Raw genomic sequence first — 22,990 nt, forward strand, 5'->3', positions numbered from 1 at the left:
TTTGCCTTGTGTATTCTTAACGAAGGAGAGAGTTGCATGTCCACAATGAATGAACACCACGATTTAAAGCGCTCTATGAACAGTCGGCATCTCTTCATGATCTCTCTCGGAGGGGTTATCGGAACGGGATTATTTGTGGGCTCGGGCTATACCATCAGTCAGGCCGGTCCAATCGGAACCATTATTTCCTACCTGGTCGGCGGATTCATTATGTATCTCACCATGCTCTGTCTGGGAGAACTGTCGGTCGCCATGCCTGTAGCCGGATCGTTTCAAGCCTATATGACGAAATTTGTCAGCCCTTCGCTCGGTTTTGCCGTCGGTTGGCTTTACTGGTTTGGCTGGGCGGTGACGGTGGCCCTGGAACTATTGTCTTCCGGCCTGATGATGCAGCGCTGGTTCCCTGGTTCGCCTGTATGGATGTGGTGTGCGATCTTCGGAGCCCTTCTCTTTCTTCTGAATGCGCTTTCAGCACGTGCTTTCGGAGAAACTGAGTTCTGGTTTTCCAGCATTAAAGTAAGCGCTATCATCCTGTTTATCATCCTGGGCGGTGCAGCCATGTTTGGCCTGATCAGCATGAAAGGTGGGCAGCCTGCACCAATGTTGTCTCAATATATCAACAGCCCGCTGCTCCCAAACGGGATTACCGGACTCCTTTTAACGATGATTACGGTTAATTTTTCCTTCCAGGGAACCGAACTGATCGGGATCGCTGCCGGTGAGAGCAAAGAGCCTGAAAAAACAATCCCCCGCTCTATTCGCACAACGGTGTGGAGAACCTTGGTATTTTTTGTGCTCGCCATCTTTATTTTGGCCGGTTTGATTCCCTACACGAAGGCTGGAGTCGTCGAAAGTCCGTTTGTGGCGGTCTTTGACAGCATCGGAATCCCTTATGCGGCGGATATCATGAACTTCGTCGTTCTGACCGCCCTGCTTTCTGTAGCCAACTCCGGTCTCTATGCCGCGACGCGGATGCTCTACTCCCTTTCCCGTACAGGAATGGCGAGTCATAAATTAGGCCTCACCAATCGCAAGGGAATTCCCATGAACGCACTTTTGATTACCTTTGCGATCTCGTTGCTTTCTCTTCTTTCCGGGTTTATCGCTGAGGAAACGGTTTTCATGGTGCTGCTTTCGGTGGCAGGTCTGGGTGCGCAGGTTGGCTGGATTTCGATATCCGCTTCGCAACTCGCTTTCCGTCGTCAATACCTGAAAAAGGGCGGAAAGCTGGAGGACCTGAAATTTAAAACGCCACTCTACCCGTTTTTGCCCGGTCTCGCTTTGGTGCTGAACATCGTCGTCTTGGTCAGCCTGGCCTTTGATCCAAGCCAGCGCATCGCCCTGTATGGCGGAGTCCCCTTCGTTATCATTTCCATTCTGATTTACCAGTTCTACTTTAAAAACAAGCGCGGCGATTCCACCGAATCGGGGGAAAACGCCGTCTGATTCCCAACTGACTTCCTTTCATAAAGAAAAGCTTGCGGCTGATTTCCGCAAGCTTTTCGTCATTATTTCTGCAGCTACAATGATAAACGAACGATCTCCGTAATAACCACCATGGCAAAGACGGCAAACCCAAGGGAACTGGTTACTAGCAGCATACGTTTCAGCTTTTTCATATCTTCCATTCGCGATTCCCTCCATTTCTCTCTTGCCAACCCTCTACCGTTATATACGAAGAACATATAGAAAATGTTTCAATGCCTAGCACATTTTCATGAACGGGCCATTTTTGTACAGTTTTTTCCACGATTCTCTGCCTGGATGCTTTGCTCCATCCGATGCATCTGCCAAGCCACCCAGATCCCGATGACAAGACAAATCGTCCACGGAAGCCAGGATGCACCCAAGTGACGAGCCGTATCATACACCCATCCACCAGCGAATTGTCCGAAAGAGCCGCCAATCGCAAGGGAATATCCGTTAAATCCGTAATAGGCCCCGACCTGTTCCTTTGGTGCCAGCCGCGGTACGACCTCCACCACGTTAGGCACGGCAATCATGGTTCCCAGCGCATACAGAAAGGCATTGACGATTAACATCCATAGGTTATCAGCAAATGCGAGCAAGAACAGCCCCACACCCATTACCAGTGCGCCGATCCCAATTAACGTAAAGCGCTGGTTATACCCCTCCAGCCACTGACTTACCTTCATTTGCAACAAAATAACCGAGACAGATATCGCCGAAAGGACAATCCCGACATCCGCTTTTCGGGCTGTGACGTCCTCAACTAGCTGCGGGATCGTCAAAAAAAGTTGCATGTTCAAATAGTAGTAGCCCATCAGGATCATGGTGTAGCGGACAAAGCGCCGATCCTGGATGACCACCGACATGCTGCTCCAAATCCCTTGTCGTGTATTTTTGGCTGCAATGGGTTGCAGGAAAAAGAGCACGAGCAGTCCATTTACCGCAAACATGGTACCAGCAAAGAGAGACAAATAGGTGAAATCTACAGAAGCGAGCGCCGTTCCGACGACTTGCGAGCCTACAATCCCAATATTTGTCAGTACATTGCGAAAGGAAAAGACTTCTTTGCGAATCGGCTCCGGAGTCAGGACCGCAAATGCAGCAGACCCCGCTGGGTCAAACAGAGAGCCGCCCAATCCAGAAAGAATAGCTGCGATAAAAAAATGCCAGGTTTCCGTACAAAACGCAAACATGGCAAACCCGATCGCCCTGATCCACAGTCCCAGGACCATCGTTCCCTTGTATCCGAATTTATCCGCAACAACACCGCCCAAGAACGCAAAACCTTGCTGAGAGAACTGACGGACGCTGAGCACAAGTCCAGCCATGGCGACAGTCCAACCGATGCTGCCAGTCAAATGCAGAGTTAAATAGGGAATCAGCGCATAAAAGCCCAGATTCATCATAAAAGAGGTGCCCAACAACAGCTTTACGGAAACCGGGGTCTCTCCCCATATTTCCCGTTTCATTTCAATCACTCGCTCTCCGGTATTCCCTTACTGAAATAAAGGTACCTTCAGCATAAGGAACAAGGTATAATTTGAGAAACGATTCTTTTTGTATAGAGTTATCAATTCTCTAGATAAGAGGGAACATCTGAATGGACTTCGAACAGCTTCGGGCCTTCTACACATTAGCCCAGACGAAAAACTTTACCAAGGCGGCCGAGATGCTTCACCTCGTGCAGTCTACCGTAACGATGCGGATCAAACAATTGGAAGATAAGGTTGGCAAGCCTCTCTTTATCCGTGATAAACGCAGCGTCGAAATTACCCAGGCAGGCCTTACCCTGCTACCGTACGCTGAGCGGATTCTCAAGCTCGCTCATGAGGCGGTAAATGAAATCGCCTCGCTCCAACCCTATGAAGACTATCTTTCTATCGGGAGTCTAAACTCCATCTGGGCTTCTACACTGGAGCCGATTCTGCGAGAGTACCATGTCCGCTATCCGCAGATCGCGATCAGCACAAAAACCGGACACTCTTCCGATGTGATTCAATACTTGCTGGATAATGTCATTCAAATCGGGATTGTATATGTGCCGCCTTCCCTGCCGACCTTTGACGTCATCCCCACCTGGGATGATGAAATCGTCCTTGTATGCAGTCCACAGGACCCCATCGCCTCCGCTTCGCAGGTGGATGCCAGGGAGTTGAGGAAACTGCCTCTTCTGTACGTCAACTGGGGCCCTCCCTTTGATGAGTGGATTCGTCAGACACTCCCACGCAACTACGTCCCCAATTTGCATCTTGACAAAGCAGAGCTGGCCATTGATCTCGTAAAAGACGGGCTTGGCGTCAGTCTGCTGACACGATCTGCGGTAAAAGCGGACCTGGCGGCAGGAACACTGAAGGAAGTGCAGATCGTCGGCAACAAGCCCCCGAAACGATCTGCGTATATCGTTTTGCCGAAGGACAAAAAAAACAAGCCTAGCGTAGAAAAATGGCTAAGCTTGATGAATGAATTCGGCTATTTCACTTAACTTTGGCGAATCATTAATAACGGGTAGAGGGCGTCCACCGCGGATAAGATGTCTGACGCCTTCTCACCCATTTATCATCGGCATATCGGAACAGAAAATACCAGCCAAACGCAAAGAAAAGACCGGTCAGCACGTCACTGGCAAAATGAACTCCGAGATAGACACGGCTGCTTACGATCAGCAAAATCAGCACATAGAACAACGGCGTGAGAAACCGCCACCAGGTATGCTCTCCGAGCGTCCGGAACAAGTACGCCACGATTAAAAAGTAAACGGAGCTGATCATAGCATGTCCACTGGGAAACGAGTAAGAGTCCGGTTTGGTGATCAGGTTCAAGCCAATCGGACGCTCCCGGGCAAACAGATTTTTCATCAACTCGTTCATCATGGTGTCGGCCAGAATGATCACGGCTACGATGACGATCTCTTTGCGGTATCCTTTCAAAAATAGCCACAAAAGCAAGATCGCGACCAACGTAATCACCGATTTGGTATCTCCCAGATGGGTGAGAACCGTTAACCCCGTCGTGAGCAGATCAAAGCGGAGACTGCTTGCAAATGCAAATCCCGCCTCATCCAATCCAGAAAACCCAACCCATTTGTAAACAGCTACCATGCCAAAAGCGAGCAGAAAGAAAATGGCCGCGATCCATAAAAATTTACGATTCCCTTGTGTTCGCGTCATCCGATACATACTAGTCCTCCGATTCTTCCATCAATTTTTGCAGGGCTCGGCTGAAGCGCACATCATCCGCTGTACTTCGAGCTGCCGGCCCCCTGGTTCTCCCGCCGCCCCTGCGAAAGCGGGCTTTTTCATTTCTCTCCTCCAAAAAAAACGATATTCTCTCCGACTCAAAGATCGTCCCATGCGGGGAGACTGCCTTCGCTCTTTTGGCTAAAATCAGTGCAGCCAGTCCGATATCCTGCGTCACTACGATATTACCTGCGGTTGCCGCATTGGCCAGCTTCATATCGACCGCCTGCGGTCCTGCGTCAACGGAAACATGATTCTCGCCTGTGAATTGATGATTGAAACTGGCGAACGTGATGCAAGACCAGCCTTTTTCCGCACATGTTCTTTTGGCAATAGCCAAAACCTGGCGTGGACAGGCGTCGGCATCAATCAATACGCGCTTCTCTTGCATGTGAACACCTCTCTTCGTACTTCCCCCTCTCCTGCTTTTTTGATACGATGGGGAGGAAAGGAGTGAGTGAGCCTTTGCGTTACCAATTTGTTTACAATGAGCGGATGGGAATCCAGCTTCCTGACCTTCCACTGGCTTGGGAAGAATATACCCCCACAGAACGAGCTGACATTTTGCTCGAGTGGGAAGAGATCCGTTCCACCATCCCAGATCGAATCATCAAACTGGAGGCCACCATCAATGAAAAGCAATCACAGTTGTCCGAAGAGGAGAATTTTCCCCGCTGCTGTGAGTTGAATTCAGAGATACATGAATTAGCCAGCATCATCAATGATCTTAATATATGGTTCCGCGTCCAGCAAGACTATGAAACCAAAACACATCAATAAGCCTAAACGCTGCCGATACAAAAAGAAACCGAACAGCCCCCTCACAATCGAGCTGTCCGGTTTCTTTGCTATTTTTGCAATACTCTATTGGCAATTCTTTTCTTACGGGCCATGCGCAGTGCCATCAGCCCTGTTACATGAGGAGCTGCCATGGAGGTTCCGTTCAAGGTACGGAAACCGTTACCCGGCCAGGTTGATTTGATATCCACACCTGGTGCCCTCATATTCATTCCCTTTCCTCGGGAGCTGAAATCTGCCAGCTTCCCGTTTTGGTCAATCGCCCCTACCCCGATTACTCCGGAATAGCGAGCCGGGTATTCCACTTCCCTGCCGTTATTTCCTGCCGAAGCAACCATGACGATCCCTTTGTTCGATACTTTTTTGATCATTCGTTCCAGTGCTTCGCTGTGCATCTCCATACCAAAGCTCATATTGATAATATCCATATCATTTTGAATCGACCAGTTCAGCGCTTGGATGATATCGGACAACGACGCCGTACCATCCTCTCGAAACGCTCTTACATCATAGAGATGAGCCTCGGGTGAGACACCGACAATCCCCGCATTGTTTATTTCCGCCACAATGATCCCTGCCACGTGCGTACCATGCCCATTTCGCCTTCCTCCCACCAAGTCCACCCCACCCTTGACCCGTTCCCTTAACTCGAAATGGTCACGGGAGATACCTGTATCGATGACGGCGATCCTCACTCCATTCCCCATTCCTCTTTTCCACATACGTTCGGCCCCGACGTACTGAACTCCCCATGGCACTTCATCTGTACCATGCACACGGACGGTTACATTCTCTTCGATTGTGGGATTGTAGCGTAAAAATTCATCACGAAAGCGTTCAAAGGTGTCTTTCTTCACGCATAGACATGACAGATCTTCGTAACAGCTCCATGGCTGGTTCACCATATGGCTGGACATTCTCTTCTGCAATTCAGACAAAATACTGGGAAACGAGTGCCTTTTGTGAAAAGAAAGGATTTTCAACTCGCCGATTCCTCCTATCGTGATAAATGTCTGTCTCATCTTATGTATGAGCGGATTAGGTGGGTTGGGTAGATGCACAGGACACCAAAAATAGGCGTGCAATCGTCAGCTTCTGTCCACTCAGAATCCGAGTTGCAGCCATATGACTGCAAGTGGGGGACATCGTCGTCTGAGGGACTCGAAAGGAAAGGAGCGAAAAAATGCCAAACCCAAACGATTTGTTAAAAAAGATCAACGAGAAAAGCAAAAAGAATTTAAGCATGGATGACATCAAATCACTGGCAAGAGGCTATAAAAAGAAGGATTTTCAGGATGACCAAAAGTTGAAGGAGCTCATCAAAAAAGTCGGAAAAGCGGTCGGGATTCCATTGTCCGATGATCAAATTTCCAAGGTTCGCAAGGAAGTAAAAAATAAAATTCGCTAAGATCAGAATGGATGATCTCCCCCCATCAAGTAGTCGGGAAACACAACAAAAGGAGAGCCGATTGCTCTCCTTTTGTCATGAAATCCAGGTAGATTGATGTCAAACTTAGTTACAAGAGCAAGCGACGATCGTAAGCAAAACGAAGAGAACGAGAACCAGAGAGAAGTCTTCAAAGAAACCGCTTTTGAATTCAGTCATTCTTTTACCCTCCTTTGCCGACAAACTACTCATACTGTATGTAAAAAACAAAAAACGTGATTGGACTGACGCCCATTCACGCATAACCTAGTCTTCTTTGCGATCGATATGATTCAGCTTGCCTTGCGCTGTAACGGCTCTGCCATGCCGTATGGTTTTTGCATCAACTGCTGCCAAAACGGTATGGTTCGTTGAATCAGGGGCCCCGTTAGCAGCGCGACTAGAACGGTTCCGACCGATACCGGACCTCCCAATGCTGCACCGGCTATCAGGACCGCCAGTTCAATGATCAACCGAACTTTTTGAATACTCCAGCCCATGCGTTCATGCATGGCCAGCATGAAGCTATCCCGAGGCCCTGCCCCCAGCCGTGGGGAGAGATACATGCCGACCCCCACCGCCAATACCAAAAGTCCAATCAACAGCATGGTAATCCGTTGGAACATGCCTTCCGCCTCAGGGATGATATTCATCCACAAAAACAGATCCAGAAAAAGTCCAAAGCACAGCATATTTAAAAACATCCCAAATGTGGGTTTGATTTTCGCGAGGGCAAACGAAAGAAAAATGACGATGATCCCGACGATCTGCGACCACAACCCAATAGTCAGTCCAAATGTCTTTTGCAGCCCAATATGGAAGACGTCCCAAGGCGACACTCCCAAATTGGCCTTGATCATCAAGACACATCCAAACGCGCCGACAAACAATCCTAACACAAACATGACATACCGAATAACGATGGGCGTACCCATCCAATGACCGGACACTTCTGCTCACCTTTCCTCTCCCGCTGTCTTTCGCTCCCTCCTGACGGTAAATGAAGCAAAATCAGCAGCCAGTGTTGTGTCAGGAAAGACTTCCTGTGCCTCTTTCAGCAAATCCTCCATGGTCAGTTCGCCGTCTTCGTTTTCATAGCGGGGACTAAAATGAGTCAAAACCAACGCTTTCACCCCTGCCCTCTTGGCCATTTGCGCGGCTTCCCTCGCAGTTGAATGTCCGCTTCGCACCGCCAGCTCTTTGTCAGGAAATGCGTATGTAGCCTCATGGATCAGCAAATCGGCCCCCTCCGCCAGCTCGGCAACCGCTTCGCAAGGCTCCGTATCTCCACTAAAGACAACCGTTCGTCCCGGCTGGGGCGGACCGACATAATCCGCACCGCTTACGACACGACCGTCGGGTAGCGTTATCTGCTCTCCCCGTTTCAAGGCAGCATACAGCGGTCCTGGCGGAATACCAGCGCTTTTCGCCCGTTCCACGAGAAAAGTACCCGGCTTTTCTTTTTCCCGCACAGCGTAGGCGTAGGCGGGAATCCGATGCTGCACTTTTCTGCAGATCACGGTACATTCTTCATCCTCATAAATGATGCCTTCTTGAATGATTTTCACTTGAAGCGGATAGTGCAAATGTACAGGACTGACGTCCATCACGGCTTTCAGATAACGGTCTACGCCCGGGGGTCCATACAGCTCGACGGGAGTCGCGTGGTCATTGCGCAACGAACGGCTCGCCAAAAGTCCAATCAAGCCATACAGGTGATCACCATGCAGATGGGTAATAAAGATTTTTTCCAGTTGGCTGATTTTTAGAGCGGAACGGAGAATCTGATGCTGCGTTCCTTCTCCGCAATCAAACAGCCACCATTTTGATTTTTGGTCAAATCCGAGTGCGATCCCGCTTACATTTCTTCGTGTTGACGGGGCACCGGAACCGGTTCCTAAAAAGGTAACATGCATGCTGTTCACGAACTCCTTTGTCTCTTTTTCTATCGGTGCCTGTCCCTCCACGAGAAGAATCACCCTTTTTTCTCTAGGCGCATACCCTACATCAGAAAATGAATAGCCCAGGTCATTGACAGGAGGGAAGAGGATGAAACGTTTATTACGGGTGGGTCTGGCAGCCGGTCTGGCGCTTACGGCCATCTTGAGCGGGTGTGCCGGAAGCACCGAAAAAATCCGGATCGGCGAGGTGACCCGTTCCCTTTTTTACGCCCCGCAATACGTCGCCGTTGAAAAGGGCTTCTTTAAAGAAGAGGGGCTGGAAGTCGAGCTGACCACCACTTGGGGTGGAGATAAAACGATGACCGCGCTGCTTTCCGGCGGCATTGATATCGCTTTGGTCGGTTCAGAGACCAGTATTTACGTCGCACAGCAGGGTGCTGCCGATCCCGTGATTAATTTTGCGCAGCTCACACAGACTGATGGCACCTTCCTGGTCTCACGCAAAAAGCAAGATCATTTTTCCTTTGACCAACTGAAAGGCAACGTTTTTCTCGGACAGCGAAAAGGCGGCATGCCGCAGATGGTCGGCGAGTTTGTGCTCAAAAAGAACAACATTGATCCCCATAAGGATCTGGAGTTAATACAGAATATCGAATTTAAAAACATCGCCTCTGCCTTTGCATCCGGTACAGGAGAATACGTCCAACTGTTTGAGCCTGAGGCGTCCCAGTTTGAAATGAACGGGATCGGCCATGTGGTCGCCTCTTTCGGCAAAGAAAGCGGTACCGTCCCCTACACCGTGTTTATGACGAAGCAAAGCTATCTTGACAAGCAGCAAACCGCTATTCAAAAGTTTACCAATGCCATCTACAAAGGGCAACAATGGGTCGCCTCCCACTCGGCGAAAGAAATAGCGGAGGTTATTGCCCCCTACTTCCAGGATATCCCGCTGGAAATACTGGAAAGCTCCATCAAACGCTACCAGGAGCAGGGCTCGTTCGCAACGGACCCGATTCTGGATGAAGCCGAATGGAATCAACTGCAGGAGATCATGGACGCAGCGGGTGAACTGAAAGAGCGGGTTGACTACAACAAGCTAGTCAACACCACTTTCGCCAAAACTGCAAAGGAAAGGAAGTAATCAAAAATGAACCAGCTTCTTTCTACGCCGGCCAAGATTGAGCTACGCCACGTCACGCATCTCTATGTTTCAACGTCCAGAGCGTTCATGGCGGTCAGGGACATCAACCTGCGCGTGGAGGAAGGCGAGTTCATCTGTCTAGTCGGCCCCAGTGGTTGTGGGAAAACGACACTGCTTTCACTGATTGCCGGACTGGAGAAGCCCACCGCAGGTAAGGTGCTGATCGAAGGCAAGCCCGTGTTGGGAAGCTCCCGCCAGGTCGGCTATATGCTTCAGCAGGATTATCTGTTCAACTGGCGGACAATCGAGGAGAACGTTTTTCTCGGGCTGGACATCCAGGGAATCCGCAACAGAGAGACTGAAGATTTCGCGCTGCATCTCCTTGACGAGATGGAGCTGGCAGACGTGCGCCGTGCTTATCCCGCCCAGCTCTCCGGTGGCATGCGTCAACGGGTGGCACTGGTGCGAACGCTCGCCTGCCAGCCCGATGTTCTGCTCCTGGATGAACCGTTCTCCGCACTCGATTATCAGACCAAGCTGAAGCTGGAGGATTTGATTTTTTCCGCGCTGCGCCGCCATAAAAAGACGGCGATCCTGGTCACACATGATCTGTCCGAGTCGATTGCGATGGGCGACCGCATCTATATCCTGGCCCGCAATCCCGGACGGATCAGCAGTGAAGTAGCCGTTCCTTCCGAAATACGCGACGCAATCCCTTTTGATGCCCGAAATATCCCTGGCTTTCAGGACCTCTTCCACCAAGTCTGGAAAGAGATGGAGGTGGTATCGGATGCTGCAAAAGGAAATTGAAGCGATCCATCAAAATCATATCAAGCAAAAAGGCAAAGAACGAAATTTGATTTTCGTCACTCAGGTGACAATCTTTTTGGTTTTTATCGGAATTTGGGAATGGATGGCCCGAATGGACGCCATCAACGTGCTGATTTTCAGTTATCCGTCCAAGATGTGGGAGCTTTTCTGGACACAGCTAATGGATGGCCGGCTCCTGCCGCATATCGGCATGACGGTCTGGGAAACGGTTGTCGGCTTTCTGCTCGGAACGATTCTTGGCACCTTGCTGGCTACACTGATCTGGTGGTCACCGTTTCTCTCCCGCGTGCTCGACCCCTATCTCGTCGTCCTGAACAGCATGCCCAAAGTAGCGCTCGGACCCGTCTTTATCGTCTTTCTCGGTCCCGGTTTGCTCTCGATTATCGCGATGGGCTGCGCCATCTCTGTCATCATCACCACCATCGTCATCTATACCAGCTTCAAGGAAGTCAACCAGAATTACATCAGGGTTGTGCAGACCCTGGGTGGGAACAAACAGCAAATCTTTCGCTTGGTGATCTTGCCCTCCACCATCCCCACTATTTTGTCTACACTGAAGGTAAATGTGGGTCTCTCTTGGGTTGGTGTGATCGTCGGCGAGTTTCTCGTCTCGAAGATGGGGCTGGGATACCTGATTATCTACGGCTTCCAAGTGTTTAATTTTACGCTGGTCATGGTTTCGCTGGCGATCATTGCTGTCGTAGCAACTCTGATGTATCAAGGGGTTGCTTTTCTGGAAAGGAGACTCACCAGCCAATTTAAATAAAAGCGCGGACGCTGCTTGCAACGATGCGGGCAGCGTCGCTTTTTCTCTCCAAGCAGGAAGAACCACTTTTTCCGTTATAGGATAAATCTATTACGTTTATAATTTTTATAGATTTTACCTATTTATATGTCCCGGCTATAATCATCTTCAAACGATAGAAACGAAGGTGACCGGCATGTCGTCCTACCTGTCCATCCTTACACAAGTCATTTTCCCGATAATCCTGCTGATTGGTGTCGGGGTCATCCTGCATCGCAGGTTTCAGCTCGATATGAACACGTTGTCCAAATTGATCATGTACTTCTTTTTGCCAGCCATGACCTTCATTGCCATATACGAAGCCTCCATCTCCCTGTCCCTCTTAAAGGAGGTTGTTATTTTTTTGCTGCTTCAGCTGGCCGTTCTTCACTTCCTGGGGAAAGCTGTAAGCAAGCTGCTGGGTCTGGGGGAAAAATCTGCAGCCAGCTTCAACAACAGTATCATCCTGAGCAACAACGGCAATATCGGCATCCCGGTAAACGATCTGGCCTTTCGTCATGATCCCTTGGCCATGTCCGTGCAAATGGTCGTCGTGCTGTTTGAGGTCGTCCTCGCTTTCACCTACGGCCTGTTTAACGCTAGCACAGCCAGTATCGGGCTGAAAACGTCGCTGATTACCTTTGTAAAGTTGCCTATTGTCTACGCCCTCGTATCGGGCATGCTGCTTCACATGTTTCAGGTGCCCTTGCCTTCTTTTGTGCTGATCCCGCTGCATACCGTCGCTAACAGCATGCTGGCTGTCGCGCTGGTTTCGATTGGGGCCCAGGTAGCACGGCTGGGGATTTCTCGATATTCCCGTATGGTTTTGTCCAGCAGCCTCCTCCGTCTGGTCGCCGCTCCGCTCTGTGCCTATGTTCTGCTTCGATTGCTGAACATGAATGGCGTCATCGCGCAAGCTCTTCTGATATGCAGCGCGCTTCCTACTTCCAGAAACAGTGCTGCCCTCGCACTGGAGTATGGGAACGAGCCGGAATTCGCCGCACAGGCCGTACTGGCTTCCACGCTGCTTAGCAGCCTGACGCTCACGTTTGTCATCGATTTGTCCACTCGCCTCTTCTAGGAATAAAGAGATCGGTACACATGCATACGAAAAGCGCCTGGCAATCGCACAGGCGCCCGTCACCACTTTTCTTACCAGAACTTCCACTTGCTTTTTTTCTCGGCCACTTCCGTCTCTGCCTTTTCCGCTGTCTGCTTCATCGCCGCTTCTGTGTCCACTGCACCCGGTATCCGGGCGAGGAAATGGTCTACCATCGGCTTGTACTGGTCGGACAAGTGTTCTTGCATCTGACGCAGAATGGTGATAGCTTTTTCTTTTTGGTCGGTGGTCAAAAGGGCATTGGCATAGTTGAATCCGGTAAACGGATACGTGATCGAATCCAAAGACCAATACTGCTCACAAATCTGAATAAGCTGGTACACATACCCGGCTTGGCCAAGCTCTCCGGTCACCGTCATGATCACTTCTTCTTTTTCCGGCGCCCGCTCGATTGCTTCTTTATACCACTGCATGGCCTTTAACAGATTTTCCTCTGTCATTGCCAAACGAGCCGAGTGCAGTTGCGGACGCCATGAGCCCTCCTTGGACATAAACGCTTCCAATTTCCGCTTCAGTTCCTCACGTTTGTTAAATTGCAAAAAGCTTTCCACATACATATTCAGGCCGTTTTCCTGGTTAGGGTCTTTGAACAGTCCCGCTTCCAGTGTCTCAAAGGCTTTGGCCTCTTGACCTTCCAGCGCGTAGAGCTTGGCCAGATTGGTGCACGCCGTACCGGAGGACGGAAAACGCTCCAGGCAATCGAGCAGCATTTTTTTCGCCTGCTCGTACTCCCCTGCCTGCATGTGCACCACAGAACGGAAAATCAGCGCAGATTCAATCGGACCATACAGCTCCAATAGCCGATCAGCCGCGACAGCCGCTTGCTCGGAGAATTTCTCCCGCACCAGCTCCATCGCGAAGTCGCGCAGCTTTTCCTTATCGTCCCAAAACTTGTCCAAATTTTGCGGAATGATCTTTTTCTGAAAATCCTCTCGCGACAACTGAACACTTTGGCCATGCTCATTGGTAAAGGTCACAAATTCTGACATGAAACAGCCTCTCTTTCTTTGGTTCCCTGGGAGAGATGGGAGCAATCAGCGGCAAAAAGAGAACGAACGATTCCCTCATGCGGAAACCGCCCGTATCTGATGTCTCCTGATCCTCTATATCCAGGCTTTTATATTCACTTTACGAATAAACTCTTCCATTGATTCCTTGACAGGTTCGCCATTTTCCTCTGTCACGTCCTGAATGCCCATCAGCTGACGGAACAGAGCTTCGTTGCGTGTAGCCAATGCATAGTCCAGCAGAGCCTCTTTCTGGACTCTCTCTGCTTCCTGTTCAAGCAAAGTCTCCTCCAGCGCGATATCATCCTCTACCAAGGCGTACTGCTTATCTATTTTGGGAATACGCACAATCCAGGAAAAAGCGCTGTCCGGATTGCGATCTCTGCCTATCAGATACCCGTACTCACCTATCGGCATCCCTTGTTCAAAGGAGTCAGCAACGATGACGACACGTTGTCCAAGCTTGAACATGAGCGTCAACCCCTTTTGCGTTTCATTCTAATCATACTAAATTGTATGCATGCTTGGGAAGAGCAAACAGCGCCTTTGCATTTTTATTCGGGGAGGATGTTCGAAAAGATTTGTTGGAACGGCGAAAATGCGATACACTTTACGTTGATATCATTTTCTATGGAATGTAACGGAACGAGGTGTGCTATCATGTCAGAAATGTCGACGGGCTTCTCCGTTTTTATCATCGGCTGGTCCATCGTCCTGGTTGGCCTGGTGGGGATTGGCGGCTTTTTCATGTTTCGCAAATTCCTGAAATCGATGCCGAAGCAGGACGGCAAATCCGACCTCGACTGGCAGGACTATTATATTGACCAAACTCGCTCCATGTGGACAGAGGAAGGACTGGAGCTTTTGAATGAACTGGTTGATCCGGTTCCACAGTTGTTTCGGGATGTGGCCCGCCGCAGCATCGCCGCCAAAATCGGCAAGCTGGCGCTCGAAGAGAAAGCTACTGAGATCAGCATTGATCTGATCATCAAAGGCTATATTATCGCGACACCGAAGCGCGACCACAAATTCTTGATTTCCCATCTGCAGAAAAAGCAAATCGACTACTCCCCTTACGAAAAATACCTCAGCTCTGAGGCTTAACCCAAACGCGTGGGAGCAAGTTTTCTTCGCTGCTCTACCATTAAACTGCACCCCTTCACCGCACACGGAAAACATCGTCGTTCTCCTGTGAATTGGTGAAGGGGCCCAATGGTTACTTGCCGCTTTGGCAGGACAAGAAATAAGGAGCCTGACTACAGCTCCCGCTTTTCTTTGCAGCGTTCGACAAACGCCTCAAACAGTTTGGACATCAACGGATTCGCAGCGGCTGCCTGGGATTCAGGATGCCATTGTACACCGATGGCAAAAGAAGAGCCGGTATACTCTACCGCTTCGACAATGCCATCGGACGCTTTGGCTACGATCTTCAGCTCGGACGCCACATCTTTTAATGCCTGGTGGTGTAAACTGTTCACGCGAATCTGTTCAGCCTCAAATATATGAGCAAGCCAACTTCCTTCCTCGATCGTAACCCAGTGGGTATCTCTGCCCCGCTCCGCCTTTTGTGAATGCTGAAGCGGTTGTTTTACCTGGCTGGGGATGTCCTGAATCAGCGTCCCGCCCAGGGCTACATTTAATATCTGCACACCTCTGCATATGGCGAGCAGCGGAATGTTGTGATCCAGCGCATATTGCACCAGCTCGATTTCTACATCATCGCGCTCCGGCGTGGTGTACCCCAGATGCAAATGAGGCTCTTCGCCGTAGTTGAATGGGTCAACATCCTCACCGCCGCTCAGGATAATGCCGTCAACCAGTGGCAAGGTCTCCAAAGTGATTTCGGGATAAAGATAGGGGAGGACGATCGGCAGTCCGCCTGCTGCTGCAACCGATTTGGGATAGTCCTGATGGACATAGACTCCTTCCATAAAGGAGTTATGCTTGACGTGAGCTCCTGTGATTCCGATAACAGGTTTTTGGGTACTCATGCGTTTCGCCTCTTTTTTCCGAGTTTTTTGTCTCTTCCTTCTCTTTGTATCATCCACCCTCCGATTCCAACAAGCAAGTTTTTTTTGCGTTCTGCGAACTGCCTTTGTCAACCCATTCCTCCATAAGAAAACATTTTCTCCTTCATCAATGTACAAAGTATTCCGATTGTGTTACTTTGAATTTAACCAATTTCTTTGAAAGGAAGCGTATAGGATGGCAAGAGTCGAGAGTTTTGAGTTGGATCACACCAAAGTAAAAGCACCTTATGTCCGTATCGCCGGAACGGAAAAAAACGAGAAAGGCAGTACGATTCAAAAATATGATTTGCGGCTGCTTCAACCGAACCAGGATGCTTTGCCAACGGCCGCGGTCCATACCCTTGAACATCTGCTCGCTACGTATCTGCGGGATGAACTGAAAGATGTCATTGATGTTTCGCCAATGGGTTGCCGCACCGGTTTTTATTTAATCCTTTGGGATGAGCGCGATCCGGCTGAGATTGCCGCCGCTCTGACGACAGTCTTGCAAAAGGTTCTGGAAACGCAGCAAATTCCCGCCGTATCTCCGCTGGAATGCGGCAATTACAAGGATCACTCCCTCTTCAGCGCACAGGAATACGCACGAATTGTCCTGGCACAGGGCATCAGCGCTGATCCATTTCGCCAGTAGTCCGTCCACAGGCAGCAGAAAGCCCCGCAGACATTTCCCATGCTGCGGGGCTTTCGATTTTCTATTACAGACGAGCCAGCCTAATCGCGATTGTTTTCTTACCTGAATCTTGCTGCTCCTCTACGACCCCTTCCCAGTTACGGGATAGAGCCGAGCGCAGCCAGTCGACCTCGTCGTCTTTGAGATTCAGACCTTCCAAGGACTCTTTCCTGGTTTCGTGGTCAGCACCATCAATCAACCCAAATTTTTGCTTCACCAAAAACTTGGTGCCGTTTTTCGTGCTGAATTTATTCGCGTACCCTTCCCGGATCGCTTGTTCGAAGTTCTCCCCATGATGTTGGGTCAAATCCAGCAAATCGGAAAAATCAAAGGTGGATAGTCCACCTATCCGATCTGCTAATTCAACTTTTGTTCTGACCGCTTATCCAATTTGCCTTCCTTTTTGGATGCAATCCCCGCCGTCAGGCAGAAGCGCATCGCATCCTCAACCGAGACATCGAGATATTCGATCTGTTCGCTTTTGCGTGGAAACAGCTTCAGTTCTCCACTGACCTGCATTCCATGAGGTATGTAAACGGCGATCATGTCCGGGGGACAGCCGAGAAAGGCCAGGTCCTCCGTGGTGATAAAGCCAATCCGCCTGACGCCATGGGCTTCGTGAATCATGACGACCTGGGAGAAGCTGCGCTTTTCTCCGACAAATGCATTCAGGGTATCCTTGACCGAATTGTACAGGATTTTGAGGCCTGGAAAACGGTTAAACAAGGCATCGATCCGGCCGATCAGTTTCTGAATGAGCCAGTGCTGGCTGATAAACCCGATCAGGACGATCACCCCGATGGTCAAAATCAAGCCGACACCAAACGGAATCACAGGCAAAAGCATGCCAAACACCTTTTTCCCCCACTCGTCTACCAGACGGAAGAGGTACGTAACGACATATACGGATACGACGATGGGCGTGATGACCAACAACCCGTTCAGAAAATAGGTAAGGAACCTTTTCATTGATGCGTCTTCCTTTCATTCGAGACGGCTGCCCCTTTTCTTCTACGAATCATTGTACCCGACAACGTGGTCATCTGCTATGATGAAGAAAAAAGAAAGAGGGAGACGCATGCAGACACTGGTAACCCCGCAATGGCTTTTTGATCATCTGGAAGATCCGAATATTCTGATTGTCGATTGTCGCTTCGCTTTGAACAATCCTACACTGGGGGAAGAACAGTATCGTGAAAATCATATTCCCGGCGCCCTCTACTTTAGTCTCAACCGCGATCTATCTGGTCCAAAGAGCGAGCATGGTGGCCGTCATCCCATCCCGGACAGCGCGGAGCTGACTGCCCTGTTTTCTCGTGCCGGCATTGACCAGGACGTAACAGTGATCGCCTATGACGATCAGGAAATGTCTTATGCTGGACGCCTTTGGTGGCTCCTTCGTTACGCCGGACATGACAAGGCAGCCGTACTGGATGGGGGCTTTTCCGCCTGGCAGCGTGCGGGCTATGCGGTCTCGGCTGACATACCGGTTCCGTCGCCACGGACGTTTATCCCCCGGATTCAGGAAAACATGCTGGTCGACCAGCAAGCGGTTGCGAATCGCGAAGTGTCGACAGCGCTGCTTGATTCCCGTGCAGGGGAACGCTACCGAGGCGAAGTGGAGCCACTGGACCCCAAGGCCGGACACATCCCGGGCGCACGCCATTTCTTTTATAAGGACAACCTTTCTGAAGAGGGACAGATGCTCCCTCTTGATCAATTGAAAAAACGATTTGAGACATTGGAGGGAAATGAGATTATTGTATACTGCGGCTCCGGGGTGACTGCTTGCACCAACCTGCTCGCGCTTCACGCGGCTGGCCGAGCCGATGCCAAGCTGTATGCCGGCAGCTGGAGTGATTGGGTGTCCTATGAGGAGAACCCCGTGGCGACAGGGGAAGAGTAAGAGCCGAGAAGCCGCGTCGGACACGGGTTTGGGGGCTGCGACAGGTTATGAGCAAGTAACCTGTTGCAGCCCTCTTTTGGTGCATGCTCGCCTTTTGAGCGCAACTCGCTTGAGTTTGGTTGGCGTTCCCGGTGCCCCTCCCCCGGTTTGGCAAGATCGAATATCCTAAAACTCGCTAACGACTATATTCAATCTATAATTGGCGTAGCGGCTTAACTCGCCTAAAAAAATGTCAAGCTCTTCGTTCGACGGAAATCGACATTCCAAGAGATAGCAGCCCTCTCCACTGATTTTGAATCGATTGAGTATGAATGAGCACTTTGTACCCAGAAACGAGAATAACGGCTGATGATCGAAGCTTCGCGTTAAAATGGTAATAAACGAATGTACGGTGTAGCCCGTCTTTTTATAGTTCAGGCGAACCGTATAGCCTTCGATCACTTGGTCATCCTCGAGTTTCGCTAACCGGTTAGCTGCCGCTTGGCCGCTTAGATGAACCTTCTCGCCCAGCTTCTTCATTGAAATCCGGCCGTCCTTGGCCAGTTCCTCCAGAATTCGTTTGTCCGTATAATCAAGCATGAATCAGAACCTCTTTCAATAATCAAGTATTTCCGGCTATATTCGTTATTTTGAATATGTCTATGTGCTTACCGTAAATGTTAACTTAAAATGGAAGTTATGAAAAGGGAGATGAGAGCCTGATGACGGCTGATAAGCAAATGTATTCGTTATGGGACGATTTGGAACGATTTGATTTGGGTGACTCCGAGGCAATCCCGTCAGAGTGGAACGATAAAAAGGCTTTATATTTAGAGAAGATGAATTCGGCCGTATTTCTGCGTGACGAAGTGAAGTACAATTATTTTCGGCTGCAAGCCGAAGTGGCGATTCCTGGTGAAGTAGGTTTCATCGGTTTGGTATTCGGGGCCAAAGACCCTGGTAATTACGAACTCGTGTATCTCGCCCCGGTTGAAATTCAATATGATCCCGTGGTAAATGGATCGATGACTTGGCAGATTTATCATGGACCGTCTTATCAGAAACCGCTTCCCGACATGACAGGAGCATGGCACAAGTTCAGTCTGGAGGTTCAACCGGGAGGAGCGAGGGTCTTCTTGGGGGAAAACAAGGAGCCCGCGCTTGTTCTCACTCGACTGCAACATGGCGGACAACGATTGGGCAGAGTCGGCGTGTGGAGCTTCTTGCCGAGCTATATCCGTAACCTGGTGATCGAAGAAATTCCCCAGGCGCCCATCGAACCCGAAGCAACGGATTTGCGCAAGCTGAAGTCGGAATCGTTCATAACGGAATGGCGCGTGTCGAGTTCATTGATTCAGGATGGAGCCAAGGATCAGACATGGACGAAAGCATTCGTCGAGGAGAACGGTACCCTCAACATCAACAGAATTCATCGAGCGAAACCCGGCGCCACGGTTGAAGTCAAAAGCGATTTTGCAATCGAGGAAGAGGAAGAGACCGTATTATCGCTTGGTTACAGCGACTCGATTCGACTGTGGGTAAACGGTAAGGAAGTGTATCAAGGCGATTGGTGCTGGAGTCCGCCATATCATGACGGGCGCATTCGTCCAGATTTTGCAAGCGTGCCGATCAAGTGGAGGAAAGGCGCAAATTCGATTCGCGCCGAATTATCGCAGAGGGAATCGTTCGGATGGGGATTGGCCGTCAAAACCGGATTGTCAAAAATGACTTTTATTAACGATAATGATGACAACGCTTGGTAGCAAAATTCATGAGCGATAAGCCCGTGGACGATGCGCTTTGAAACGGAGGAAAATCCGGTAGCGACGGGAGAAGAATAAGTGCTGCGAGGCCATATCGGACGCGGGTTTAGGGGCTGTAACAGATTGCCGGGATGCGGACTGTTACGGCCCTCTTTGGACAGCCTGTTACGGAATGCAACCCCTCGAATTGGAATGTGGTTGGACTCGTCCGAAATGACAGCCACTCTCCCACAAAACTAGTCTAAGTTGACAGTATCGACCAGATCTAAAACATGAGGATACGCTCATGGATTCGCAAGCAAAAGGCACCTCCGCAGGTGCCTTTATTGCTATCTTTCCGATCCGTTTTTAGGCGAAACACAACACCGATGTGATGATGAGGCAGGGTACGCGGTAATGACCGTGAAAACCTGAATCATGCGGTTTCAGATTGTGATGTGGATACATCCCTATCGTTTTCCTCCTCCATCAGCGGAAAACGCAGCCGGATGCGCGTCCCTTCTCCTGCCTTTGATTCCACTTCAATCTTTCCCTGATGGGCAAGCACGATGGCTTTGGCGATGCTCATGCCAAGACCGGCACCGTCCGTACCTTCTTCAGTCGCAGTCCCCCGATAGTATCGATCAAACAAATTGCGTTTGGTTTCCTCATCCATCCCGATCCCGTTATCTTCTACTAGGATGACAGCTTCCCGCTCATCCCGTCCTGTCTTGATCGTGATCCGCGTCCCTGCCGGGTTGTGCTTGACTCCGTTCCCAATGAGATTGTCCAGAACGCGCTGCAGCCATTTTGCATTTGAGCGAATAAAGGTCTGCCGCGGGTCGCTCTCGAAGGCAAACGATACGTCCGACAGCGTCACATCATTCACGTACCGAAGTACGGTCCGCCTTACGAATTCATTGATCTCAAGCTTTTCCAGCGGAAAGCTGAGTGCTTGATTCTTTAACTGGAAGACCAATGAAAAATCCTGCAACAACGCAAGCATGTAGTCCCCTTTTTCCCGGATCATTTTGCCCATGCCTTGCAGCTCCTCTTTTGACCAGGAATACTGCCCGCTCTCCAAGAGATGTCCATAGCCCTGAACGGTGGACAAAGGGGTTCTGAGGTCATGGGAGATGCCGGTCATCCATTCCTCACGTGTCTTCTCCAGCCTGGCCCGTTCTGATTCTGTGGCTGCCAGCCTGGACGCCATCTCATAAAATCCGGCGATCACTTCCTTGTACAGTCTGTAGCGAAGACGAATGGAGCCGTTTTTGCGAAACACCTTTTTCTTCTCTTTTTCGGTTAGCGCTTCATGATAACGCCCTTGCCCCATGCGTTCAAACCAGTCAGCAAACAAAAGCAGCGGCTGGCTGTACCGGATGCCATGCCAGGACGCCAGAAGAAAGGCCAGGATCAGCAAAATACATCCCGTTACGCTCAGTACCAGGATGGCATCAGACATGATGGGTTGATCGGAATAACCCTCCCCCTTTTTTTGTGTATGCAACAACCACACATGACCGGTTTCTTGGTCGAGATAGGTATACATGTTGGTAGAAAAAGTGCCTGGCTCTGAGTAGATCTCAATCAATTCGAGCGGACGATACGGTTCTTTTCTGTCTGAGTCTCCAACCGATTGCAAGATGTTCCCGCGAGCATCAATAACTTGCACATACTCGTAACCCTTTTCCAGTTCATGCTCCAATTCAGGGATCGCATCCGAGCGGATCATCCCTTTCTCTGCGTAGCTTTGAAACCAGGTCTTCAGACGATCCAGATCCCGACCCTCTGTGCCCAGAATATACATCAAAGGCTGAGGATATGTCGTCTTCTCTTTATCCAGTTTCGTGGTGACGCGAAACGAATCATGGCGTCCGGTTTCTGCCATGCCCAGCAATTCGGCAGCATGATACGATGATTTCTCAGGCGCGCCGCTCGTCGCAAAGATTACCTTTCCTTCTTCATTTACAATCTGCAGCCAATACCCGGACGCCGAAAGCTGCTCTCTCCACCAAACCGGAATGGAGAGGTCCCCGTTTTGAATCTTCGTTTCCGCCACAATATTGTCCAAAGCCCCGCGGGGGAATGTCTTCTTTAAGTCCTGATTGACCAGATATTGAAGCAGCACCAGAAGCAGAACCGTCATAATGACCGTTACAAACAGCCACAGAAAAAAGAACTGGATCGTGAAATGAGCGGCTAGTCTTCGGCGTAACCGACTCATCGCGACTTCTCCTTGACCAGCTTATACCCCAGCCCGCGAATCGTCAGCAGAAACTGCGGATTGCTCGGGTCTGCCTCGATTCGCTCTCTGATCTTGCGGATGTGAACCATAACCGTATTGTCATCACCAAACCCGTCAATCCCCCAAACCGCTTCGTATAGCTGTGCCTTGGAGTACACGATATTTGGATTCTTGCATAAAAAAAGCAGCAATTGATAGACTTGAGCGGGACAAGAAACTGCTTTTCCTTCCACTATTAACTCGCCTGCAGATTCATCCAGTACGAAGCGGCCGAAGTCGTAGCGCTTGCGCCCCTCTTCTTTGCCCAACGAAGGCGGCTGCGTCATGTCCCGTCGTACTCTGGCCTTGATTCTCGCGGCGATTTCCAGCGGATTAAACGGCTTGGTGACATAGTCATCACCGCCCGTTGCAAAGCCGGTCAGGACATCCAAATCTGAGGTGCGGGCTGTCAAAAAGATGATATGTGCGCGGGACACCTCCCGAATTTTGGGACATAGCTCAAACCCCGACTGATCAGGCAGCATGACATCCAGCAGGATGACATCGATTTTCTGCCTCGTCAAAAGCTGTAGGGCCTCCTGTGCCGTATGGGCTGAAAAAATATGGCGAAATCCTTCTTTTCTCAGAACCATTTCGATCATCTGAACAATCGATTTTTCGTCGTCGATGATAAGAACCTTTGCACTTTCCATGAAAAATCC

At 50.1% G+C, this 22,990-nt stretch carries 27 protein-coding genes; 12 read left to right on the forward strand and 15 right to left on the reverse strand.

Going from position 1 to position 22,990, the window contains the following annotated elements; genetic code table 11:
* Window positions 1-36 precede the first annotated feature (36 nt).
* Entirely contained in the window at window positions 37-1,446 is a 1,410-nt protein-coding gene (locus NDK47_RS16180) for an amino acid permease (protein ID WP_251870790.1), read from the forward strand.
* Window positions 1,447-1,715: 269 nt separating this feature from the next.
* Here NDK47_RS16180 and NDK47_RS16185 read toward each other — a convergent pair whose 3' ends face one another.
* Window positions 1,716-2,939 carry an MDR family MFS transporter gene (locus tag NDK47_RS16185; protein WP_251870791.1) on the reverse strand — a complete coding sequence of 408 codons (1,224 nt, stop codon included), beginning with the start codon at window positions 2,937-2,939 and terminating at the stop codon, window positions 1,716-1,718.
* 131 nt (window positions 2,940-3,070) lie between these two features.
* Between NDK47_RS16185 and NDK47_RS16190 the strand changes: the two genes are divergently transcribed.
* Window positions 3,071-3,952 (forward strand): LysR family transcriptional regulator, encoded by an 882-nt coding sequence (locus NDK47_RS16190; RefSeq protein ID WP_251870792.1) that lies wholly within the window; start codon window positions 3,071-3,073, stop codon window positions 3,950-3,952.
* Between the two features lie 13 nt (window positions 3,953-3,965).
* Here the strand turns inward: NDK47_RS16190 and NDK47_RS16195 are convergent, their stop codons facing one another.
* Both NDK47_RS16195 and NDK47_RS16200 read right to left on the reverse strand, forming a co-directional pair.
* Window positions 3,966-4,646 carry a phosphatase PAP2 family protein gene (locus NDK47_RS16195; protein ID WP_251870793.1) on the reverse strand — a complete coding sequence of 227 codons (681 nt, stop codon included), beginning with the start codon at window positions 4,644-4,646 and terminating at the stop codon, window positions 3,966-3,968.
* Between the two features lies 1 nt (window position 4,647).
* Window positions 4,648-5,097 (reverse strand): DUF188 domain-containing protein, encoded by a 450-nt coding sequence (locus NDK47_RS16200; RefSeq protein ID WP_251870794.1) that lies wholly within the window; start codon window positions 5,095-5,097, stop codon window positions 4,648-4,650.
* A gap of 47 nt (window positions 5,098-5,144) precedes the next feature.
* Here NDK47_RS16200 and NDK47_RS16205 point away from each other — a divergent pair, with 47 nt between their 5' ends.
* On the forward strand, window positions 5,145-5,486 hold the full coding sequence (locus NDK47_RS16205; protein ID WP_251870795.1) for a hypothetical protein: 342 nt from the start codon (window positions 5,145-5,147) through the stop codon (window positions 5,484-5,486).
* A gap of 68 nt (window positions 5,487-5,554) precedes the next feature.
* On the opposite strand, the gene NDK47_RS16210 is transcribed toward NDK47_RS16205, so the two are convergent.
* Entirely contained in the window at window positions 5,555-6,487 is a 933-nt protein-coding gene (locus NDK47_RS16210; RefSeq protein ID WP_251870796.1) for a S8 family peptidase, read from the reverse strand.
* A 200-nt stretch (window positions 6,488-6,687) separates the two neighbouring features.
* Between NDK47_RS16210 and NDK47_RS16215 the strand changes: the two genes are divergently transcribed.
* Entirely contained in the window at window positions 6,688-6,912 is a 225-nt protein-coding gene (locus NDK47_RS16215) for a stage VI sporulation protein F (RefSeq protein WP_251870797.1), read from the forward strand.
* 105 nt (window positions 6,913-7,017) lie between these two features.
* Here the strand turns inward: NDK47_RS16215 and NDK47_RS16220 are convergent, their stop codons facing one another.
* The 3 genes from NDK47_RS16220 to rnz form a co-directional block, all read right to left on the reverse strand.
* The gene (locus NDK47_RS16220) at window positions 7,018-7,110 is read right to left on the reverse strand and encodes a sporulation protein YjcZ (protein WP_251870798.1); all 93 of its coding nucleotides are present in this window, start codon (window positions 7,108-7,110) and stop codon (window positions 7,018-7,020) included.
* A gap of 113 nt (window positions 7,111-7,223) precedes the next feature.
* Window positions 7,224-7,865, reverse strand: coding sequence for a YczE/YyaS/YitT family protein (locus tag NDK47_RS16225; protein ID WP_251876199.1), 642 nt, complete (start codon window positions 7,863-7,865; stop codon window positions 7,224-7,226).
* Window positions 7,866-7,886: 21 nt separating this feature from the next.
* Complete coding sequence (rnz, locus tag NDK47_RS16230; RefSeq protein ID WP_251876201.1) at window positions 7,887-8,846, reverse strand: ribonuclease Z; 960 nt, start codon at window positions 8,844-8,846, stop codon at window positions 7,887-7,889.
* A 133-nt stretch (window positions 8,847-8,979) separates the two neighbouring features.
* Here rnz and NDK47_RS16235 point away from each other — a divergent pair, with 133 nt between their 5' ends.
* The 4 genes from NDK47_RS16235 to NDK47_RS16250 all read left to right on the forward strand — a co-directional run bounded on the left by NDK47_RS16235 (window position 8,980) and on the right by NDK47_RS16250 (window position 12,668).
* Window positions 8,980-9,972, forward strand: a complete 993-nt coding sequence (locus NDK47_RS16235) for an ABC transporter substrate-binding protein (protein ID WP_251870799.1) — start codon at window positions 8,980-8,982, stop codon at window positions 9,970-9,972.
* 6 nt (window positions 9,973-9,978) lie between these two features.
* On the forward strand, window positions 9,979-10,782 hold the full coding sequence (locus NDK47_RS16240; protein WP_251870800.1) for an ABC transporter ATP-binding protein: 804 nt from the start codon (window positions 9,979-9,981) through the stop codon (window positions 10,780-10,782).
* On the forward strand, window positions 10,763-11,569 hold the full coding sequence (locus tag NDK47_RS16245) for an ABC transporter permease (RefSeq protein ID WP_251870801.1): 807 nt from the start codon (window positions 10,763-10,765) through the stop codon (window positions 11,567-11,569). The genes NDK47_RS16240 and NDK47_RS16245 overlap by 20 nt, the downstream gene beginning before the upstream one ends.
* 175 nt (window positions 11,570-11,744) lie before the next feature.
* A complete protein-coding gene (locus NDK47_RS16250; RefSeq protein WP_251870802.1) occupies window positions 11,745-12,668 on the forward strand; it encodes an AEC family transporter in 924 nt (307 codons plus the stop codon).
* A 71-nt stretch (window positions 12,669-12,739) separates the two neighbouring features.
* On the opposite strand, the gene NDK47_RS16255 is transcribed toward NDK47_RS16250, so the two are convergent.
* Entirely contained in the window at window positions 12,740-13,696 is a 957-nt protein-coding gene (locus tag NDK47_RS16255; RefSeq protein WP_251870803.1) for a tetratricopeptide repeat protein, read from the reverse strand.
* A gap of 114 nt (window positions 13,697-13,810) precedes the next feature.
* Window positions 13,811-14,185: an ATPase gene (locus tag NDK47_RS16260; RefSeq protein WP_251870804.1), complete on the reverse strand. Its 375-nt coding sequence runs from the start codon at window positions 14,183-14,185 to the stop codon at window positions 13,811-13,813.
* 189 nt (window positions 14,186-14,374) lie between these two features.
* On the opposite strand from NDK47_RS16260, the gene NDK47_RS16265 reads away from it, so the two are divergent.
* Window positions 14,375-14,818, forward strand: a complete 444-nt coding sequence (locus tag NDK47_RS16265; RefSeq protein ID WP_251870805.1) for a DUF2621 family protein — start codon at window positions 14,375-14,377, stop codon at window positions 14,816-14,818.
* A 152-nt stretch (window positions 14,819-14,970) separates the two neighbouring features.
* On the opposite strand, the gene NDK47_RS16270 is transcribed toward NDK47_RS16265, so the two are convergent.
* Window positions 14,971-15,705, reverse strand: a complete 735-nt coding sequence (locus NDK47_RS16270; protein WP_251870806.1) for a gamma-glutamyl-gamma-aminobutyrate hydrolase family protein — start codon at window positions 15,703-15,705, stop codon at window positions 14,971-14,973.
* A gap of 214 nt (window positions 15,706-15,919) precedes the next feature.
* Between NDK47_RS16270 and NDK47_RS16275 the strand changes: the two genes are divergently transcribed.
* The gene (locus NDK47_RS16275) at window positions 15,920-16,375 is read left to right on the forward strand and encodes an S-ribosylhomocysteine lyase (protein WP_251870807.1); all 456 of its coding nucleotides are present in this window, start codon (window positions 15,920-15,922) and stop codon (window positions 16,373-16,375) included.
* 64 nt (window positions 16,376-16,439) lie between these two features.
* On the opposite strand, the gene NDK47_RS16280 is transcribed toward NDK47_RS16275, so the two are convergent.
* Window positions 16,440-16,730 (reverse strand): hypothetical protein, encoded by a 291-nt coding sequence (locus tag NDK47_RS16280; protein WP_251870808.1) that lies wholly within the window; start codon window positions 16,728-16,730, stop codon window positions 16,440-16,442.
* Between the two features lie 41 nt (window positions 16,731-16,771).
* Complete coding sequence (locus NDK47_RS16285; protein WP_251870809.1) at window positions 16,772-17,383, reverse strand: DUF502 domain-containing protein; 612 nt, start codon at window positions 17,381-17,383, stop codon at window positions 16,772-16,774.
* 109 nt (window positions 17,384-17,492) lie between these two features.
* On the opposite strand from NDK47_RS16285, the gene NDK47_RS16290 reads away from it, so the two are divergent.
* The gene (locus tag NDK47_RS16290; RefSeq protein WP_251870810.1) at window positions 17,493-18,320 is read left to right on the forward strand and encodes a sulfurtransferase; all 828 of its coding nucleotides are present in this window, start codon (window positions 17,493-17,495) and stop codon (window positions 18,318-18,320) included.
* 165 nt (window positions 18,321-18,485) lie between these two features.
* Here the strand turns inward: NDK47_RS16290 and NDK47_RS16295 are convergent, their stop codons facing one another.
* Complete coding sequence (locus NDK47_RS16295) at window positions 18,486-18,899, reverse strand: Lrp/AsnC family transcriptional regulator (protein WP_251870811.1); 414 nt, start codon at window positions 18,897-18,899, stop codon at window positions 18,486-18,488.
* Window positions 18,900-19,021: 122 nt separating this feature from the next.
* Between NDK47_RS16295 and NDK47_RS16300 the strand changes: the two genes are divergently transcribed.
* Window positions 19,022-20,062, forward strand: coding sequence for a hypothetical protein (locus NDK47_RS16300; protein WP_251870812.1), 1,041 nt, complete (start codon window positions 19,022-19,024; stop codon window positions 20,060-20,062).
* A gap of 415 nt (window positions 20,063-20,477) precedes the next feature.
* Here NDK47_RS16300 and NDK47_RS16305 read toward each other — a convergent pair whose 3' ends face one another.
* Window positions 20,478-22,268, reverse strand: coding sequence for a sensor histidine kinase (locus tag NDK47_RS16305; protein ID WP_251870813.1), 1,791 nt, complete (start codon window positions 22,266-22,268; stop codon window positions 20,478-20,480).
* Window positions 22,265-22,981 carry a response regulator transcription factor gene (locus NDK47_RS16310; RefSeq protein ID WP_251870814.1) on the reverse strand — a complete coding sequence of 239 codons (717 nt, stop codon included), beginning with the start codon at window positions 22,979-22,981 and terminating at the stop codon, window positions 22,265-22,267. The genes NDK47_RS16305 and NDK47_RS16310 overlap by 4 nt, the downstream gene beginning before the upstream one ends.
* Window positions 22,982-22,990 lie beyond the last annotated feature (9 nt).

Source organism: Brevibacillus ruminantium (genome assembly GCF_023746555.1).
GTDB classification, from domain to species: Bacteria; Bacillota; Bacilli; order Brevibacillales; family Brevibacillaceae; genus Brevibacillus; species Brevibacillus ruminantium.